This window comes from Nocardioides sp. InS609-2 (genome assembly GCF_023208195.1).
In the GTDB taxonomy this organism is placed as follows: domain Bacteria; phylum Actinomycetota; class Actinomycetes; order Propionibacteriales; family Nocardioidaceae; genus Nocardioides.
Window position 1 is genome coordinate 610,068 of the sequence record NZ_CP060034.1, and the last position, 18,115, is coordinate 628,182.

Here is an 18,115-nt window from a genome sequence, read left to right on the forward strand (position 1 = left end):
CACCCGATATCCATGCGCGCGTCCGGCCGGAAGTCTTGGCGACATGATCCTCATCGACTCCCTGACCATGAAGTACGGCGGCTTCACCGCTCTCGACGACGTGTCGTTCACCGCCGAGCCCGGCCGGGTCACCGGCTTCCTCGGCCCCAACGGCGCCGGCAAGTCCACGACCATGCGCGTCATGGTCGGCCTCACCAGGCCGACCGCGGGCCACGTCACCATCGCCGGCGAGAAGTACGCCGACCTCCCCAATCCCGGCCGCGAGGTCGGTGTCCTCCTCGACGCCTCGGCGCAGCACGCCGGGCGCACCGGTCGCGAGATCCTCACCATCGCCGCCCAGACGATGGGCGTCCCACGCTCGCGGGTCGACGAGATGCTCGAGCTGGTCAGCCTCACGCCGACCGAGGCCGGCCGACGGGTGCGCAACTACTCCCTCGGCATGCGCCAGCGGCTCGGCATCGCGACCGCGCTGACCGGTGACCCGCAGGTGCTGATCCTCGACGAGCCGGCCAACGGTCTCGACCCGGCCGGCATCCGGTGGATGCGCGACCTGCTTCGCGGGTACGCCGACCAGGGCGGCACCGTGCTGCTCAGCTCGCACCTGCTGCACGAGATAGAGGTCATCGCCGACGACCTGATCGTCATCGGCAACGGCCGGATCGTCGCGCAGGGCACCAAGGCCGAGCTGCTCGCCACCGCCGGCACGCTCGTCCGTACGCCCGACACATCGGCCCTGGCCAAGGCTGTCACCGCGGCCGGCCTGGTCGCGCACACGTCCGGTCCCGACACGTTGCGGGTCGAGTCCGACCCCGACGTCGTCGGCCGGATCGCCCAGGAGACCGGCGTCGCGCTGGTCGAGCTGCGCGCCGCCGAAGGCGCCGGCCTCGAAGAGATGTTCCTCGAGCTCACTGCCGAGACCCAGCGAGAAGGAGTAGCGGCATGACCACCACGACCCTCACCCCCACGGCGGCACGCCCCGCAGCGCGCGAGCCCCGCGCCACGACGTACGCACGCATCCCGTTCAGCCGCATCGCGGGCGTCGAGCTGCGCAAGATGTTCGACACCCGGTCGGGCTTCTGGCTGTTGATGAGCATCGGCATCCTCGCGTTGCTCGCCAGCGGCGCGGTCGTGCTCTTCGCCCCGGATGACGAGATCGCCTACGGCAACTTCGCCGGCGCCATCGGCATCCCGATGTCGATCCTGCTGCCGGTCATCGCGATCCTGTCCGTCACCGGCGAGTGGAGCCAGCGGTCCGGGCTCACGACGTTCACCCTGGTGTCTAGCCGGGGCCGCGTGATCGCCGCCAAGGCCGTGGTCGCGGTCGCCGTGGGCATCGTCGCCATCGGGGTCGCCCTCACGGTGGGCGCCCTCGGCAACGTCGTCGGCTCGCAGCTCGCGGGCGTGCCGACGGCCTGGGACGTCTCGGTCAGCAGCACCGCCTTCATCGTCTTGGCACTGGTCCTGGGCCAGCTGATGGGCTTCATGCTCGGCGTGCTGATCCGCAACTCCCCCGGAGCGATCGTCGGCTACTTCGTCTACTCCTTCATCGTGCCGACCCTCTCGGGCCTGCTGGCAGCGAGCCAGGAGTGGTACCGCGACATCCAGCACTGGGTGGACTTCCAGTACAACCAGACCGGTCTGTACGACGCCACCAGCCTGAGCGGCTCGGGGTGGACCCACCTCGCGGCCACCGGCGCCATCTGGCTCGTCCTGCCCATGGTGATCGGCCTGTGGCTGGTCACCCGGTCCGAGGTCAAGTAGCCCGTCGCACGTCGCGCCGCCCACCCTTCGGGGTCGGGCGGCGCTCGGCGGCGGCGATCAGTCCCGGTGACCGCCGAGGACAGCGAGGAGCTCGACCAGCTCGGCAGCGCGACTCCCGAGCGGGCCGAAGAAGTCCCGGTCGACGGCCTCGACGGACCCGACCGCGCGGTTGGCCAGGGCCACGCCCTTCTCGGTCGCCACCACCGCCCGGGCCCGGGCGTCGCTCGGGTGGGGCCGGCGCTGAACCAGGCCCGTCGACTCGAGGGCTCGCAGGACCTGCGAGGTCATCATCGGGTCGGTCCCGGCGTGCCCGGCCAGCGCCTTCTGGGTGACGGGTCCGTCGGCGTCCAGCCAGACGAGGGACGCCAGCAGGACGAACTGCACGTGCGTCAGGTCGTGAGGCTTCAGCGCGGCCCGCTGCGCGGCCTGCCATGCGTTGGTCGCCCGCCACATCAACAGGCCGGGGCTGGCGCCGGAGTCGTCGAACTCCGTCGCCAGCCGCCGCTCGTCGGTCACATCCACTCGCTCATCGTTCCTCCACCAGACGGATGAGGCGGTCGAGGTCGTCCTGGGCAGACTTCTCGAAGCCCGAGCGCATGACCAGGGCCCAGACGTGACGCAGCGGCCCGTCGAGAGTGACGCGCACCCCCAGCTCGGTGCCAGAGGCAGTGGCCTCAGCGGTGTGCTGGAACACCAGGGTCGCACCAGGCAGACGGGTGGTGTCGGTGTACTCCCTTCCGGGCTCACAGGCACTGATGGTGAAGCGGACCCGCGGTCCGCCCTTGGGCTTGAGCCGCCCGGTCGCGCCAGTGCGCACCGGGCCCTCCACCCGGACCCATTCGGTGTCCGGACTCCAGGCCGGCCACGAGTCGTGATCGACCCACCGCTCGAAGTAGGCCTGTGGTTCTGCCGTTGATGTCGCACGTCCCGTGCCAAGTTCGATCATGGAAGTAGTATGCACACTTAGTATTTTGGGGTCAAGCGCGCGTGGCGTGCCGATGCCCAGCCCACCGACGACGAGACGGTGGCCCCGGCCAGGAAGGCCAGGGCCACCGTCAGCAGCGTCCGAAGGGTCGAGTCCCAGCGGGCTCGGAGGGTTCAGGCCTTGCGCAGGTTGCGCAGGACGTACTGCATGATGCCGCCGTTGCGGTAGTAGTTGGCCTCACCAGGGGTGTCGATCCGCACCACGGCGTCGAACGACACGTCGCCGGCCGTGACCTTGACCGTCTTCGGCGTCCGGCCCTCGTTGAGCTCGGTGACGCCGCTGACCGCGAACGTCTCCTCGCCGGTGAGGCCGAGCGACGCGGCGGTCTGGCCTTGGGGGTACTGCAGCGGCAGCACGCCCATACCGATCAGGTTGGACCGGTGGATGCGCTCGTAGGACTCGGCGATGACGGCCTTCACACCCAGCAGCGCGGTGCCCTTGGCCGCCCAGTCACGCGACGAGCCGGAGCCGTACTCCTTGCCCGCGAGTACGACGAGCGGCGTGCCGGCAGCCAGGTAGTGCTCGGACGCCTCGAACACCGACGTCACGCTCCCCTCGCCCTGGGCGTCAGCGGTGAAGTCGCGCGTGACGCCACCCTCGGTGCCCTCGGCCAGCTGGTTGCGCAGCCGGATGTTGGCGAAGGTGCCACGGATCATGACCTCGTGGTTGCCGCGGCGCGAGCCGTAGGAGTTGAAATCCCGCTGCTCGACGTTGCGCTCGGCCAGGTAGCGGCCCGCCGGAGAGTCCTTCTTGATCGCACCGGCCGGGCTGATGTGGTCGGTGGTCACGGAGTCGCCGAGCTTGAGCAGCACCCGGGCGCCCTCGATGTCGGTGACCGGCGTCGGCTCGTCGGGCATCGCGTCGAAGTAGGGAGGCTTCCGCACGTAGGTGGAGTCCTCGTCCCAGGCGAACGTCTTGCCCTCGGGCGTCGGCAGCGACTGCCACTGCGCGTCACCGGCGAAGACGTCGGCGTAGCTCTCGTCGAACATCTCGGACGTGATCGCGCTGGCGATGACCGTCTCGATCTCGGTCGGCGTCGGCCAGATGTCCTTGAGGAAGACGTCGTTGCCGTCGGAGTCCTGGCCGAGCGGGTCGCCGAACAGGTCGACGTTCATCGTGCCGGCCAGGGCGTAGGCCACGACCAGCGGCGGCGAGGCCAGGTAGTTCATCTTGATGTCGGGGTTGATCCGGCCCTCGAAGTTGCGGTTGCCCGACAGCACGCTGGTCACGGCCAGGTCCGCCTCGTTGACCGCGGCCGAGACCTCGGGGATCAGCGGGCCGGAGTTGCCGATGCACGTGGTGCAGCCGTAGCCGACGAGGTTGAAGCCCAGCTTGTCGAGGTACGGCGTGAGGCCGGACTTCTCGTAGTAGTCACTGACCACCTTGGAGCCCGGCGCCAGGGTCGTCTTGACCCACGGCTTGCGGGTCAGGCCCTTCTCGACGGCCTTCTTGGCGAGCAGCGCCGCGCCGATCATCACCGACGGGTTGGACGTGTTGGTGCACGACGTGATCGCGGCGATCGTGACGGCACCGTGGCCGAGCGTGACCTTCTGCCCGTCGATCTCGAAGTCGATCGTCTTGTCGGGCTCGTCGGTGTAGTCCTTGAGCGCCTCGACGAAGCCCTCGGCGGCCTTGCTGACCTCGACCCGGTCCTGCGGGCGCTTTGGCCCCGCCAGGCTCGGCACCACGGTGGAGACGTCGAGCTCGAGCTTCTCGGAGAACCGCGGCTCGGCGTCCGGGTCGTGCCAGAGGCCCTGCTCCTTGGCGTAGGCCTCGACCAGGGCGAGCTGCTCGGCCGAGCGGCCGGTGAGCGTCAGGTAGTCGATGGTCTGCTGGTCGATCGGGAAGACCGCGATCGTCGAGCCGAACTCCGGGCTCATGTTGCCGATCGTGGCCCGGTTGGCCAGCGGGAGCGCGGAGACGCCGGGGCCGTAGAACTCGACGAACTTGCCGACGACGCCGTGCTTGCGCAGCATCTCGGTGATCGTGAGCACCAGGTCGGTGGCGGTGGCGCCATCGGGCAGGTCGCCGTTGAGCTTGAAGCCGACCACGCGCGGGATGAGCATCGAGACGGGCTGGCCGAGCATGGCCGCCTCGGCCTCGATGCCGCCGACGCCCCAGCCGACCACGCCGATGCCGTTGACCATCGTGGTGTGGGAGTCGGTGCCGACGCAGGTGTCGGGGTAGGCCTGCAGCACGCCGTCGACCTCGCGGGTGAAGACCGTGCGTGCCAGGTGCTCGATGTTGACCTGGTGGACGATGCCGGTGCCCGGCGGGACGACCTTGAAGTCGTCGAACGCGCCCTGGCCCCACCGCAGGAACTGGTAGCGCTCGCGGTTGCGCTCGTACTCGATCTCGACGTTGCGCTCGAAGGCCTGCGGGGTGCCGAAGACGTCCGCGATCACGGAGTGGTCGATGACCATCTCGGCCGGGGCCAGCGGGTTGATCTTGGTCGGGTCGCCGCCGAGGTCGGCCATCGCCTCGCGCATGGTGGCCAGGTCGACCACGCAGGGCACGCCGGTGAAGTCCTGCATGATCACCCGCGCCGGGGTGAACTGGATCTCCTTGCTGGGGTCCGCGTCCGCGTCCCAGCCGGCGATGGCCAGGATGTCGTCGGCCGTGATGTCGGCGCCGTCCTCGGTGCGCAGCAGGTTCTCGAGGAGCACCTTCAGGCTGAACGGAAGGCTGTCGACGTCGATGCCGTCACCCGCGACCGCATCGAGCCGGAAGATCTCGTAGGACGTGCCGTCCACGTCCAGGGTGCCCTTGGCACCGAAGCTGTCCTGACTGACCATCAGTCGTCTCCTGTGAGTCGTCGCGTACGTCGTCTGCCTGCGTCCCCATCTTGCCGCCGAGTCGACGGCGAACGGAAGGAAGGTCACCCTCACTCCACCGGGTGGGACCACAGTCTCTTGATGTCAAGATACACGACATCGAGGGTCAGGGCCAGCGACTCCAGCGCCTTGGCTCGCGTCGTCACCCTCCCGCGGCGCCAGTCTTCGGCCTCCAACCGGGCCGTCAAGGGTCCCCTGCGGCGCTTCGCGCCCTTGACCGCCCGGCCTCCGGCCGAGTTGGCGCCTATCGGGCGGTCGCCGACCTGCGGTCGGAAATCGCCCCCTCCATTGGGCAAAGACCGCATGGTTTCGACCGCACTCCATGCGGTTCTCGCCCAATCGTGGGATGTCACTCGAGGTGCCGCGCTGCGCGGGCCCCCACCAGTTCCCCGGCCAGTCGCCCCGCGGTCGGGGCACAGAACGATCAGGCGCGCACGAACAGAGCGACGCACTCGACGTGGTGCGTCATCGGGAACAGGTCGAACGCACGAAGCGCCTGGAGCCGGTACCCGCACTCGGCGAACGTCTTGACGTCGCGCGCCAGTGCTGCCGGGTCGCACGCGACGTACGACACGGCGCGCGGCGCGCGGTCGGCGATCTGCCGGACCACAGCTGCGCGGGCTCCTTCGCGGGGCGGGTCGAGCACCACCAGGTCGAAGGGCTCGTCGTACGACGACTCGAGGACCTTGTCGACCGAGCCGACTGCCGCCCTGGCCCGCTCGAAACCGCCGAGGTTGAGCTGCGCGTGACGGGTGGCCTCGTGGTCGCCCTCGACCGCGACGATGCGGGCGCCCTCCCCCACCCGGTCGGCGAGGAACCGGGCGAAGAGCCCGACGCCGGCGTAGAGGTCGAGCACGGACTCACCGGGCTGCGGGTCGAGCTGCTCGAGGATCGTCTCGACCAGCACCGTCGGGGCGCCGGGGTGCACCTGCCAGAAGCCGTCGTCGGCGAGGCTGAACTCGTGTGTCTGCCCCGCTGCGGTGACGGTGCGGGTCGTCGGGACGGGGGCGTCCTCGATGGTGATCAGGCAGTCTTCGACCGGCACCACGTCGTGGGAGCGGTGCTTGCGCAGCCCGCGCTGGCCGTCGCGGTTCGTGACGAACTGGGTGCGGGTGCGCCAGCGCAGGCCGTCGGCGTCGCCGGGCACCTGCTCCACGACGAGCCCGGACACCAGCGGGTCATCATCGTCGAGACGAGCCAGCCGGACGAGCTGCTCTCGCACCACGGCGGCCTTGAGGTCGCGCTGGGCGGGTACGGCGACGTGCTGGAAGTCGCAGCCTCCGCAGAGGCCCGGTCCGGCGACCGGGCAGGGCGCGGCGACTCGGTCGGACGAGGCCTCGAGCACCTCGACGGCGTCACCACGCCAGAAGCGGTCGCCGTCGGTGCCCTCGGTGATCTCGACGACCACCCGCTCCCCCGGGATCGCGTGCCGGGTGAAGACGACACGCGACTCGGGCTCGGGCAGCCGGACGATGCAGTGGCCACCGTGGGCGACCGGGCCGACCTCGGCGTCGAAGCGCTGGCCGACGCGCGACTCGCCCTTCGGCTGGGGGCGGCGGGGGCGGCGTTGCTGTCCGCGACTCATCTCTGGATCTGTCCCTTCGAAGACGATGAACGCATCACGCGGCCGCGACGCAGGTCGCCGGCCTTGACCCGCTCGTCACCACGCAGCTCACGTTCGCGGGCGATCTGCGACGAGCGCAACTGGTAGGGCACGGAGATGACCATGACACCGGGAGCGAACAGCAGCCGACCCTTGAGACGCAGGGCGGTCTGGTTGTGCAGGAGCTGCTCCCACCAGCGGCCCACGACGTACTCCGGGATGTAGACGGCCACGACGCCGCGCGGGTTGGCGCGACGGATCTCCATCGCGTACTCCACGATCGGCCGGACGACCTCGCGGTACGGCGAGTGCAGGACCTTGAGCGGGACGTCGAGGCGACGCTCGTCCCACTCGTCGAGGAGCCGGTTGGTCGCGGCGGCGTCGATGTCGACGTACACCGCCTCCAGGACGTTGGGGCGGGTCGCCTTCGCGAAGGCCAGTGCGCGCAACGTGGGCTTGTGGAGCTTGGAGGTCAGCACGATCGCGTGGACGCGGGTCGGCATCACCTTGTCCTGCTCGTCGGCGGCGAGCTCGAGGGCGACCCGGTCGTAGTGCGAGTGGATGCCCTTCATGATGATGTAGAAGATGATCATCGCCAGGATCGTGATCCAGGCGCCGTGCGTGAACTTCGTGATCAGCACGATGACGAGCACCACACCCGTGAACGACAGGCCGACCGCGTTGATCAGCCGCGATCGCACCATCCGCCGCCGGTCCGCCGGGTCGGTCGTGGTCTTCAGGTGCCGGGTCCAGTGCCGGATCATCCCCAGCTGACTGAGGTTGAACGACACGAACACCCCGACGATGTAGAGCTGGATCAGCCGGGTCGTCTCGGCGTCGAATGCCAGGATCAGCGCGATCGCCATCACGGCTAGGAAGACGATGCCGTTGCTGTAGGCGAGCCGGTCACCGCGTGAGCCGAGGGAGCGCGGGGCGTAGCCGTCCTCGGCCAGGATCGAGCCAAGCACCGGGAAGCCGTTGAACGCCGTGTTGGCGGCCAGCACGAGGATGATGCCGGTGACCGTGACGACGAGGTAGAAGCCCGGCGTGAAGTTGTCGAACACGCCGCGGGCGATCTGCGCGATGACCGTGTGCTGGTCGTAGCCGGCCGGCAGCGGGCTGCCGTCGGCGTTCGTCAGACGGTCGAGCTCGAGCGGGTCGACGTACTTGAGACCCATCTGCTTGGCCAGCACGATCACGCTCATCATCATCGTGATGGCGATCAGGCCGAGCAGGAACAGCGTCGTCGCGGCGTTCTTGCTCTTGGGCTTACGGAACGCTGGCACGCCGTTGGAGATGGCCTCGACGCCCGTGAGTGCGGCACAGCCCGACGAGAACGCGCGGGCCAGCAGGAAGAGCAGCGCGAACGTGGTGAGCGGGCCCTCGAAGCCCGGTGCTGCATCGAGCCGCAGGTCGGCGCTCTCGACGTCGGGCAGTGAGCCGTTGAGCAGCCGCAGCAGGCCGTAGCCGCACATGCCGAGGATCGCGACCATGAAGAGATACGTGGGTACGGCGAAGAACGTGCCGGACTCGCGGATCCCGCGCAGGTTCATGGCCATCAGGACCAGCACCATGATCGCGCCGAACGTCGCCTCGTGGCCCGACAGGAACGGCAGCGCGGACGCGGCGTACTGGGATCCCGACGAGATCGACACGGCGACCGTGAGCACGTAGTCGACGAGCAGGGCGCTGCCGACCGTGACACCGGCGTTGACACCGAGGTTCTTGGTCGCGACCTCGTAGTCACCGCCACCGCTCGGGTACGCGTGCACGGTCTGCCGGTAGGACGCGACCACGGCGGTCATCACCAGGGCGACGGCGATGCCGATCTTCCACGAGAAGGCGTACGCCGACGCGCCGGCGATCGACAGCATGATGAAAATTTCGTCGGGCGCGTAGGCCACCGACGACAGGGCGTCGCTGGCGAACACCGGGAGGGCGATCCGCTTGGGCAGCAGCGTCTCTCCCAGCTGGGAGCTGCGCAGCTTGCGACCGAGCAGGATGCGTTTGGAAACGTCGCCGACACTCACGAGCGTGAAGGCTAGACCCATTCAGACCTCGCGCCCGCAACCACGCGTCTCGACTGGGATACGGTTTGCCACGTGCATGTCGTGATCATGGGCTGCGGCCGGGTCGGTTCGACCCTCGCCCGCTCCCTCGAGGACCGGAACCACACTGTCTCCATCATCGACAGCGACCCCGACGCCTTCCGGCGGCTCGGGCCCTCGTTCAACGGCGACAAGGTGACGGGCTACGGCTTCGACCAGGAAGTCCTGGAGAAGGCCGGCATCCGCCGGGCCGATGCGTTCGCGGCTGTCTCGAGCGGCGACAACTCCAACATCATCGCCGCGCGCGTGGCCCGCGAGACGTTCGGCATCCAGCAGGTCGTCGCCCGCATCTACGACCCGGGCCGGGCCGAGGTCTACCAGCGACTCGGCATCACCACGGTCGCCACGGTCAAGTGGACCGCCGACCAGGTGCTGCGCCGGATCCTGCCGGCCGGCGCCGAGCCCGACTTCCGCGACCCGTCGGGCACGATCCGCCTCGACCAGGTGCCGGTGCCGGAGGTCTGGATCGGGCAGCGCACGATCCACTTCCAGGAGCAGACCCGCTGCCGCATCGCCTGGATCGACCGGCTCGGTGAAGGCATGCTGCCGACCCGCGAGTCGGTCATCCAGGAGGGTGACCTGCTCCACCTCGTCATGCGCGAGGAGCACGCCGCCCGTGCCTATTCCGTGTTCGAGTCCGGCCCCGAGGAGAACTGATGCGCGTCGCCATCGCCGGAGCGGGTGCCGTCGGACGATCGATCGCCCGCGAGCTCATCGACAACGGACACGACGTGCTCCTGATCGACAAGGACCCCAACGCGCTCAAGCCCGAGCGGGTCGCCAACGCCGAGTGGCTGCTGGCCGACTCGTGCGAGCTGTCGTCGCTCGAGGAGGCACGGCTCGACCGGTGCGACGTCGTCATCGCCGCCACGGGTGACGACAAGGCCAACCTGGTCACCTCGCTGCTGGCGAAGACCGAGTTCGGCGTGCCGCGCACCGTTGGCCGGGTCAACCACCCCAACAACGAGTGGCTCTTCACCGAGGCCTGGGGCGTCGACGTCAACGTGTCGACGCCGCGCATCATGTCGGCGCTGGTCGAGGAAGCCGTCACCGTCGGCGACCTGGTGCGGCTGTTCACGTTCCGTCGCGGCAACGCCAACCTGGTCGAGATGACGCTGCCCGAGAACTCGCCGTACGTCGGCAAGCCCGCCGGCCTCATCCCGTTCCCCGAGAACTGCTCGCTGGTCACGATCCTGCGCGACGGGCAGGTCTACACGCCCGAGGCCGAGCAGCCCGTCGAGGCCGGGGACGAGCTGCTGTTCGTCGTCTCCGCCGATGTCGAGCAGGAGCTCGAGAGCCTGCTGGCGCCCGTCCAGCACTGAGGGCTTCTTGTTGCCGTGGTGATACCCGGTCAGCCGGGTATCACGTCGGTGTGGCGTCGTTGCAACGTACACACAGCGACGGGACTGACGCCGAAGCTCGGCCTCAGGCGGGTTCTGCCGGCGTGATGGGCGTGGAGTCCTCGAGGGGCGTGTGGTTGCGCGCCAGCAGCCAGACCATGCCGGCGAGCGTGGCGAGCTGGAGCGGCCAGCCGAGCCCGATCTTGAGCGCGCCGAGCAACGCGACGGCCGTGTCGGCTTCGAGCGAGCCGGACTTGGCAGCCAGCCACAGCGGAGCCTGTACGGCGACGCGCAGCAGGCACGGGAGCGCGAGCATCCACGTCAGCGCAGTGCACAGGCGCACCACCTGGCGGTTGCGGTGCCAGGCGGTCGGGTCGCCGGTGACGGAGCCGACCATGAAGCCGACGACCGGCCAGCCGATCAGGCAGGTGACCGCCAGCACCACGGAGTAGCCGGCGTTGTAGATGATGCCGGGCAGGAAGTAGGCCAGCGCCTGGTCGTCGGCGCTGCCACCCGCGGCAGCGGACCGGTGCACGAAGAACCAGCCGATGCCGATGCCGAGCAGCGCGTTGACGCAGAACTGCACGGTCGAGCGCTGCACGAGCCGCACCAGCAGCAGGGCCGCGGCGGCCGCGATGCTGACGTAGAGCGCGAGGTACAGCTCCTTGGTGGTCAGCCACAGCGCGGTGAAGAGGATCGTCGGGACGGCGGCCTCGACCATGCCGCGCCGGCCACCGAGGGCCTGCGAGAGCTGGCGGCGTACGACGGCCTCGACGGTGTCGACCGACGGCGCGTCGGTCTGGGGCTGGTGCTGATCGGTCACGGCAGCAGCTCGTAGCGCGGGTTGTAGATCATCCGTTTGCCGTCGTGGGCGCCGATGCGGCCCTCGACCCGGAGGGAGCGACCCGCCTCGATGCCGGCGATCCGGCGCCGGCCGAGCCACACGATGGTGATCGTGCCGGAGCCGTCGTCGAGATCGGCCTCGAGCGCGGGCACGCCACCGCGAGGGCGCAGGGTCACGGTGCGCAGCGTGCCGCGCAGCCGCACCCGCTCACGGTCGGGGGCTTCGGCGATCGACAGGTCGCCTTCGTGGACGTGCGTCTCGCGCAGGTGCCGCAGGTCCTGGTCGGAGCTGTTGGCCCATCGGCTGATGGTCTTGCGCAGCCGACTCTTCTCGGTCACGTCACTGCACCTTGCGGGCGTTCTCGGGCAGCGTCACGGGGAGCGGCTGACCCACCGGCATGGCCTGGGCGCCTCGTCGTACGGCGACCAGGGCGAGGGCGTCCTCCCACTCCCCGGCCATCTCGGGCTCGACTGCCGGGCGACCCAGCAGCGAGGCGCGGAGCATCCAGCGGGAGCCGTTGACGCCGATGATGCGCGAGGGCTGCACGGCGTCGGTGCCGTCGGCGCGTTTGACCGGCATCTGGCAGACGAGCTCGGTGCCGAAACGGCCCTCGCGCTCGCTGACCTGGCCACCTCGCTGGGTGATGTCGGCGGCGATCTGGGGACGCACCTCGGTCCAGAGGTCACCGCCACGCGGAGCGGAGAAGGCCTGCAGCTCCATGGCGCCCTCTTCGGACGCCAGCATGACCGCGGCGACCTTGCCGGTCTCGTCGTCGACCTGGAGCCGCAGCTCGCGGCCCTCGGTCGGAGCAATGAGCAGGGACCCGAGGTCGACCCGGTCGACGGAGTCGGCGATGGTCTCGGCGTCGTACGGACCCGACTCCACCGGAGCGACCGTGTCGTCGGCCCCCTCCGGCGTGGTGTCGTCGGTTGCGGCCTTGCGACGGAACTTCACTGCGAACTCCTGCTTCTGCGTCTGTGCGAGGCGGTCAGGACGGACCGAATCCTCCCGTAGAACCGTAGCCCCCGTCGCCACGGACCGACTCGGGGAGGGCGTCGACCTCGACGAAGCGCGCCCGCTCGTGGCGCTGGATCACGAGCTGGGCGATCCGGTCTCCTCGTTTGAGCTCGACCGAGTCGTGGCGGTCGTGGTTGATCAGCATCACCTTGATCTCGCCGCGGTAGCCCGCGTCGACGGTGCCGGGCGCGTTGACGATCGAGAGGCCGTGCCGCGCGGCGAGGCCGGATCTGGGGTGCACCAGCGCCACGTACCCCTCGGGCAGCGCGATGGAGACACCGGTCGGGACCAGCGCCCGCTCCCCCGGCCCGAGGCTGAGGTCGACGGTGGTCTGGAGGTCGGCGCCGGCGTCGCCGGGATGGGCGTACGACGGCGGGGGCAGGCCGGGGTCCAGCCGCAGCAGGGCCACGTCGAGTTCGGTCACTCGCCCAGCCTAGGCTGGGCGGCGTGGACTACGCCGAACGCCTGCACGTCCCCCTGCGTTGGTGGGTGCAGGGCACGATGCTGGTGGCCAGCCTCTGGCTCGCGGTCGTCGTAGCACTCCCCGCGACCGTCGCCTGGGCCGTCACCGCCGTGGCCATGGTGCTGCTCGCCTGGGGCTTCCTCGCGTACGGCGCGGCACGGGTGTCCGTCACCGGCGGCGAGTTCCGCGCGGGCCGGGCGCACATCGAGACCCGCCACCTCGGCGAGGTCACCACGCTCGACGCCGACCAGACCCGGCGGCTGGCCGGCGCGGAGGCCGACGCCCGCGCCTACCTGCTGCTCCGGCCCTTCCTCAAGCGCGCGGTCCGGGTCGAGATCACCGACCCGGCGGACCGGACGCCGTACTGGCTCGTGCACACCCGCCATCCCGACCGGCTGGCCGCGGCACTGGCCTCCACCCCTGTCGGCGAAGCGACGAACGACCGGTCTCAGTAGGCTGACCGCATGGCATCCGACAAGTCCAAGTTCTGGTCGGTCTTCTCGCTGGTCGCGGCACTCGGTGCCGCCGCCGTGGCGAAGAAGACCCTCAACACGTCGTGGCGCGCCGCCACCGGGAAGAACCCGCCTGCCAACCCTGCCGACCCCGACGTCGATCTGTGGGAGGCCGTGGCCTGGGCCGCCGTCAGTGGCACGGCCATCGCGATCGCCAGGATGCTGGCCACCCGGAAGGCGGCAAACTACTACGCCAAGTCGACCGGCCACCTGCCGCCGGACCTCCGGAAGGACAACCAGGACGCCGACGCCGCCGACGCTCCAACGACCTGAGTCGCACGTAGACGCACGAGGGCCGCAACCCGTTTCGGGTTGCGGCCCTCGTCACGTTCAGGGTCTGTGCCTGGTCAGGCGCAGTCCCGGCAGATCATCTTCTTCTCGTCCGCAAGCTGCGAACGGTGGTGCACGAGGAAGCAGCTCATGCAGGTGAACTCGTCCTCCTGCTTGGGCTTGACCTCGACGGCCAGCTCCTCGTGCGACAGGTCTGCACCGGGCAGCTCGAAGGACTCGGCCGCTTCGGCCTCGTCCTCGTCGACCTTGCCCGAGTTCTTGTCGTGTCGACGAGCCTTCAGCTCCTCGATGCTCTCTTCACTCTGGTCTTCCTCGTTCTTGCGTGGTGCGTCGTAATCAGTCGCCATGTCCCTCGTCCCACTCCCCGACAACCGCTCAGGCGGTCGTCGTCCCATCTCGTCCGTCGGCGCGCCAGATTGTGCACCATCAACGTTGTTGATGCACCACTGGTGTCCGTCGTGACGCGTGAACACCCGGTGACGGAACCCTATTCCCCATCTCCCAACGCCTCGCCGGCGAGGAAGCCGGCCGCCTCCAGGGCTGTGACGAAGTCGTCCCAACCCTCGGCCGGAGCGGCTGTGACGAGGGTCATCTCCGGCCAGCCTGGCAGGCGGGTCCCGAGGACCCCGGGGAGCACGCCGAAGCGGCCTCCGGCCTCGGTCACCACCAGGCTGCCGGCCGACCAGTCCCACGGCTGCGGGCCTTCCTCGACGTACCCGTCGGCACTGCCCTCGGCCACGTGACACAGATCCAGCGCGCACGATCCCATCCGCCGGATGTCGCGCACCTGCGGGAGCAGCCGGGCCACACAGGCTGCCTGGTGGGCTCGCACCTCGGCCAGGTATCCGAACCCCGTCAGCACCAGCCGCTGCGCCACCGGCGGCACCGGCCGCACGCGCAGGGGCTCGCCGTCGCGCGTCGCGCCCGCGCCCTTCGCCGCGGCGTACTCGACTCCGGTGGCGACATTGAGCACGACGCCGGCGACGACCTCGCCCTGCCACTCGGCCGCGATGGAGACGGCGTACTCGGGCAGGCCGTAGAGGTAGTTGACGGTGCCGTCGATCGGGTCGACCACCCAGCGGACCCCACTGGTGCCGGGCCGGTCGTCGGCCTCCTCGCCGAGGATCGCGTCGTCGGGGCGCGCGGCCACGAGCAGGCCGCGGATCAGCTCCTCGCTGGCGCGGTCGGCCTCGGTGACGACATCGACGGCCGACGACTTGGTGTCGGCGACCGAGACTCCGGCTTCGCGCCTCTCGGCGACCAGGACGGCTGCCTGACGTGCGACGTCGAGGGCCAGGTCGCGCAGGTCGGTCGGCTTCGGCGCGCTCATCAGTCGGACCCGCACAGGGCGGGGCGCTGGCCACGCGGGTTGGCGCAGCAGCCCGGCGCGCAGACCTCGCGCCACGGGCCCATCGACCCGACGGCCTGGCGGGTGGCGTCCTCGCCGCGTTCGACGGCGGCGCGCTCTGCGAGCAGGTCGCGCACCATCGCCACGAACCTCGGGTCGATGCCCGGGGTCGCCGCGCGGGCGGCCGGCAGCCCGAGCCGCTTGGCGGTCGCCAGCGCCTCGGTGTCGAGGTCGTAGATGACCTCCATGTGGTCGGAGACGAAGCCCACCGGGATCAGCACCACGGCCGGCACGCCCTGCCCGTCCAGCGCCTCCAGGTGGTCGTTGACGTCGGGCATCAGCCACGGCACCTGCGGCGGGCCGGAGCGAGAGCAGTAGACGAGGTCGTGCGGGTGCCGGCGGCCGGTCTCCTGGCGCATCCGCTCGACCACCTCGGCCGCGACGCTGCCGTGCTGGACGACGTACGCATCGCCGTCGGGGCCGCTGCCCTCGGCCATCGCCACCGGGATCGAGTGGGTCACGAAGACCAGGCGGGCCTGCTCGCGCACCGCGTCGGGCAGCTCGGCTAGCGCGGCCAGGGTGGCGTCGACGACCGGCTCGACGAAGCCGGGGTGGTTGAAGTACTGCCGCAGCCGGTCCAGCCGCGGCGCCCCCGGCACCTCGGCCACGGCGTCGGCGAGGTTCTCCCGGTACTGCCGGCACGAGGAGTACGACGAGTACGCCGACGTGGTCAGCACCGCCGCCCGTCGTACTCCGTCAGCGGTCATCTGGCGCAGCGTGTCGGCGAGGTACGGCGTCCAGTTGCGGTTGCCCCAGTAGACCGGCAGGTCGATCCCGGCACCGGCCAGGTCCTCGCCGATCGCGGCCAGGAGGGCGCGGTTCTGGTCGTTGATCGGCGAGCGACCGCCGAACAGGAAGTAGTGCTCACCGACCTCCTCGAGCCGCTCACGCGGGATGCCTCGACCGCGGGTGACGTTCTCGAGGAACGGCACGACGTCGTCGGGCTTCTCCGGTCCCCCGAACGACAACAGCAGGAGCGCGTCGTACGGCGTGACGTCCAGAGGCATGCCCTCATCGTAAGGAGCAGTCCTCAATTGGTCGGTGACCGGTCGCCCGGCCTAGCGTTCGCCGTGATGTTCGATTCGTACGGCCGGCTGCTTCAGGTGCCCGGCGCCTTCCGCTTCTCCTCTGCCGCCCTGCTCGGCCGCCTGCAGATCTCGATGGTCGGGCTGGGCATCGTGCTGCTCGTCTCCGCGCGCACCGGGTCCTACGGCCTTGCCGGCCTGCTGTCGGCGGCCTACGTCATCGCGGACGCCGCGCTGGCCATCGTGAAGGGCTCGCTGGTCGACCGCGTCGGCCAGGGCAAGGTGCTCGCGACCGGCATCTCGGTCTGGGGCGCGGCCCTGGCCGCGCTGATGCTGACCGTGGAGCTGGAGTGGCCGACGTGGACGCCGTACCTCGCCGCGGTCGTCGCCGGCGCCTTCGTGCCGCAGGTCGGCTCGTCGGTCCGGGCCCGCTGGTCGCACGTGCTGACCGACCGCGGCCAGGTCGGCACGGCGTACGCACTGGAGGCGGTGCTCGACGAGGTCGTCTTCGTCATCGGCCCGATCGTCGTCACTCTCCTCGCCACCCTTTGGCACCCGCTCGCCGGCCTGCTCGTGGCGCTGGTCACCGGCCTGATCGGGACCCTCACGTACGCCGCGCAGACCGGCACGCAGCCTCCGCCCCAGACCCGGCACGCCGACAGCGGTCCCCGGCCGAGGATGCCGTGGCGAGCCGTCGTGCCGGTGGCGATCGTCTGCCTGGCGCTCGGCGCGCTCTTCGGCGCGGCCGAGGTGACGACGGTGGCGTTCTCCGAGGAGGAGGGCTCGAAGGGGCTCGCGGGCGTGCTGCTCGCGATCTGGAGCTTCGGCAGCCTGCTGGCCGGGCTGGTCACCGGCGCGGTGCACTGGAGGTCGAGCCTCGAGACCCGCCTGCGGATCGGCACGATGGCGATGCTGGCCGCGATGGCGCCGCTCGCGTTCGTCGGGCACGTCACGCTGATGGCGCCGGTGCTCCTGCTCGGCGGGCTCTCGATCGCGCCCACGCTGATCTCGACGATGATGCTGACCGAGCAGGTGGTGCCGCGTGCCCGGCTCACCGAGGGCATGGGCATCATGCACACCGCGCTGGTGGCCGGCGTGGCTCCCGGAGCCACGCTGGCCGGGCTCGTCGTGGACGCCCGAGGCGCTTCCTGGGCGTACGCCGTGCCGGTCGCGGCCGGCCTGGTCGCCGTACTCGCTGCGCAGGCGACGCGCGGCGCCGACTACTCCTCGGCCGGGTAGTCAGACGCTGGCCGGGCCTGTCGGCATCGGCGCCTGCCAGTCGCGCCACATCGCCAGCAGCCGCCAGACCAGGCAGGTGCCGGCGGCCAGGGGTACGACGACGTACATCGGCTGGTCGTAGCGGTCGCCCAACACCGCGATGAACGCGCCGGCGAGCGCAGGCGTCGCGTACAGCTCACCGCGGAAGATCACCGGCACCCGCCCGGCCAGGACGTCGCGGGCCATGCCGCCACCGATGCCGGTCACCATGCCCATCAGGGCGGCCGGCACCGGCCCCAGTCCGTACGCCGTCGCCTTGAGCGCGCCTGTCACGCAGAACAGCGCGAGGCCGAACGCGTCGAAGACGTTGACCACCCGCTCCACGCGGCCGAGCACGGGATGGAAGAAGAACGTCACGACGCCGGCAGTGACCGGGACCATCAGGTAGCGCCAGTCGGCGAGCGCCGCGGGCGGGGTCGCGCCGATGAGCACGTCGCGCAGGAAACCGCCGCCGAGCCCCGTGGTGCCGGCCAGGACGAGCACTCCGAAGACGTCGAGACCCTTGCGGACCGCCACCAGCGCGCCGGAGATCGCAAAGACGAAGATGCCCACGAGGTCGAGCACCACCAGGGTCGCTGACGGCTTGGGCGGTACGAGCGCCATCGCGAACACGGTCGGCAGCACAGCCGGAGGGTATCGCCCCGGA

The 18,115-nt window shown here is 70.3% G+C and carries 20 protein-coding genes; 7 read left to right on the forward strand and 13 right to left on the reverse strand.

The window, feature by feature from the left end; genetic code table 11:
- Positions 1-43: 43 nt before the first annotated feature.
- Entirely contained in the window at positions 44-943 is a 900-nt protein-coding gene (locus H4Q84_RS03310) for an ATP-binding cassette domain-containing protein (protein ID WP_248581984.1), read from the forward strand.
- Positions 940-1,761 (forward strand): ABC transporter permease subunit, encoded by an 822-nt coding sequence (locus tag H4Q84_RS03315; RefSeq protein ID WP_248581985.1) that lies wholly within the window; start codon positions 940-942, stop codon positions 1,759-1,761. The genes H4Q84_RS03310 and H4Q84_RS03315 overlap by 4 nt, the downstream gene beginning before the upstream one ends.
- A 57-nt stretch (positions 1,762-1,818) precedes the next feature.
- Here the strand turns inward: H4Q84_RS03315 and H4Q84_RS03320 are convergent, their stop codons facing one another.
- The 5 genes from H4Q84_RS03320 to H4Q84_RS03340 all read right to left on the reverse strand — a co-directional run bounded on the left by H4Q84_RS03320 (position 1,819) and on the right by H4Q84_RS03340 (position 9,234).
- On the reverse strand, positions 1,819-2,283 hold the full coding sequence (locus H4Q84_RS03320; RefSeq protein WP_248581986.1) for a MarR family winged helix-turn-helix transcriptional regulator: 465 nt from the start codon (positions 2,281-2,283) through the stop codon (positions 1,819-1,821).
- Positions 2,284-2,287: 4 nt separating this feature from the next.
- Positions 2,288-2,707, reverse strand: a complete 420-nt coding sequence (locus tag H4Q84_RS03325; RefSeq protein WP_248581987.1) for an SRPBCC family protein — start codon at positions 2,705-2,707, stop codon at positions 2,288-2,290.
- A gap of 152 nt (positions 2,708-2,859) precedes the next feature.
- A complete protein-coding gene (gene acnA, locus H4Q84_RS03330) occupies positions 2,860-5,541 on the reverse strand; it encodes an aconitate hydratase AcnA (protein WP_248581988.1) in 2,682 nt (893 codons plus the stop codon).
- Between the two features lie 463 nt (positions 5,542-6,004).
- Entirely contained in the window at positions 6,005-7,165 is a 1,161-nt protein-coding gene (locus H4Q84_RS03335; RefSeq protein ID WP_248581989.1) for a methyltransferase, read from the reverse strand.
- On the reverse strand, positions 7,162-9,234 hold the full coding sequence (locus H4Q84_RS03340) for an APC family permease (protein ID WP_248581990.1): 2,073 nt from the start codon (positions 9,232-9,234) through the stop codon (positions 7,162-7,164). The genes H4Q84_RS03335 and H4Q84_RS03340 overlap by 4 nt, the downstream gene beginning before the upstream one ends.
- Positions 9,235-9,285: 51 nt before the next feature.
- On the opposite strand from H4Q84_RS03340, the gene H4Q84_RS03345 reads away from it, so the two are divergent.
- Both H4Q84_RS03345 and H4Q84_RS03350 read left to right on the forward strand, forming a co-directional pair.
- Positions 9,286-9,948, forward strand: coding sequence for a TrkA family potassium uptake protein (locus H4Q84_RS03345; RefSeq protein WP_248581991.1), 663 nt, complete (start codon positions 9,286-9,288; stop codon positions 9,946-9,948).
- Positions 9,948-10,613: a TrkA family potassium uptake protein gene (locus tag H4Q84_RS03350; RefSeq protein WP_248581992.1), complete on the forward strand. Its 666-nt coding sequence runs from the start codon at positions 9,948-9,950 to the stop codon at positions 10,611-10,613. The genes H4Q84_RS03345 and H4Q84_RS03350 overlap by 1 nt, the downstream gene beginning before the upstream one ends.
- A 103-nt stretch (positions 10,614-10,716) precedes the next feature.
- Here the strand turns inward: H4Q84_RS03350 and H4Q84_RS03355 are convergent, their stop codons facing one another.
- From H4Q84_RS03355 to dut, 4 genes are read right to left on the reverse strand one after another with little or no spacing between them, the layout of a single operon-like run.
- Positions 10,717-11,454: a DUF3159 domain-containing protein gene (locus tag H4Q84_RS03355; protein ID WP_248581993.1), complete on the reverse strand. Its 738-nt coding sequence runs from the start codon at positions 11,452-11,454 to the stop codon at positions 10,717-10,719.
- Positions 11,451-11,813 carry an OB-fold nucleic acid binding domain-containing protein gene (locus H4Q84_RS03360; protein ID WP_248581994.1) on the reverse strand — a complete coding sequence of 121 codons (363 nt, stop codon included), beginning with the start codon at positions 11,811-11,813 and terminating at the stop codon, positions 11,451-11,453. The genes H4Q84_RS03355 and H4Q84_RS03360 overlap by 4 nt, the downstream gene beginning before the upstream one ends.
- 1 nt (position 11,814) lies before the next feature.
- Positions 11,815-12,429 carry a DUF3710 domain-containing protein gene (locus tag H4Q84_RS03365; protein ID WP_248581995.1) on the reverse strand — a complete coding sequence of 205 codons (615 nt, stop codon included), beginning with the start codon at positions 12,427-12,429 and terminating at the stop codon, positions 11,815-11,817.
- Between the two features lie 34 nt (positions 12,430-12,463).
- A complete protein-coding gene (dut, locus tag H4Q84_RS03370) occupies positions 12,464-12,916 on the reverse strand; it encodes a dUTP diphosphatase (protein WP_248581996.1) in 453 nt (150 codons plus the stop codon).
- Positions 12,917-12,939: 23 nt separating this feature from the next.
- On the opposite strand from dut, the gene H4Q84_RS03375 reads away from it, so the two are divergent.
- On the forward strand, positions 12,940-13,410 hold the full coding sequence (locus H4Q84_RS03375; protein WP_248581997.1) for a DUF3093 domain-containing protein: 471 nt from the start codon (positions 12,940-12,942) through the stop codon (positions 13,408-13,410).
- Between the two features lie 9 nt (positions 13,411-13,419).
- Positions 13,420-13,740, forward strand: coding sequence for a DUF4235 domain-containing protein (locus H4Q84_RS03380; RefSeq protein WP_248581998.1), 321 nt, complete (start codon positions 13,420-13,422; stop codon positions 13,738-13,740).
- Positions 13,741-13,814: 74 nt separating this feature from the next.
- On the opposite strand, the gene H4Q84_RS03385 is transcribed toward H4Q84_RS03380, so the two are convergent.
- The 3 genes from H4Q84_RS03385 to H4Q84_RS03395 form a co-directional block, all read right to left on the reverse strand.
- Entirely contained in the window at positions 13,815-14,105 is a 291-nt protein-coding gene (locus tag H4Q84_RS03385; protein WP_248581999.1) for a DUF4193 domain-containing protein, read from the reverse strand.
- A gap of 140 nt (positions 14,106-14,245) precedes the next feature.
- Positions 14,246-15,088, reverse strand: coding sequence for an inositol monophosphatase family protein (locus tag H4Q84_RS03390; RefSeq protein ID WP_248582000.1), 843 nt, complete (start codon positions 15,086-15,088; stop codon positions 14,246-14,248).
- Entirely contained in the window at positions 15,088-16,173 is a 1,086-nt protein-coding gene (locus H4Q84_RS03395; RefSeq protein ID WP_248582001.1) for a ferrochelatase, read from the reverse strand. The genes H4Q84_RS03390 and H4Q84_RS03395 overlap by 1 nt, the downstream gene beginning before the upstream one ends.
- Before the next feature lie 66 nt (positions 16,174-16,239).
- Between H4Q84_RS03395 and H4Q84_RS03400 the strand changes: the two genes are divergently transcribed.
- On the forward strand, positions 16,240-17,430 hold the full coding sequence (locus H4Q84_RS03400; RefSeq protein WP_248582002.1) for an MFS transporter: 1,191 nt from the start codon (positions 16,240-16,242) through the stop codon (positions 17,428-17,430).
- On the opposite strand, the gene H4Q84_RS03405 is transcribed toward H4Q84_RS03400, so the two are convergent.
- Positions 17,431-18,093 (reverse strand): trimeric intracellular cation channel family protein, encoded by a 663-nt coding sequence (locus tag H4Q84_RS03405; RefSeq protein WP_349238402.1) that lies wholly within the window; start codon positions 18,091-18,093, stop codon positions 17,431-17,433.
- Positions 18,094-18,115: the final 22 nt, after the last annotated feature.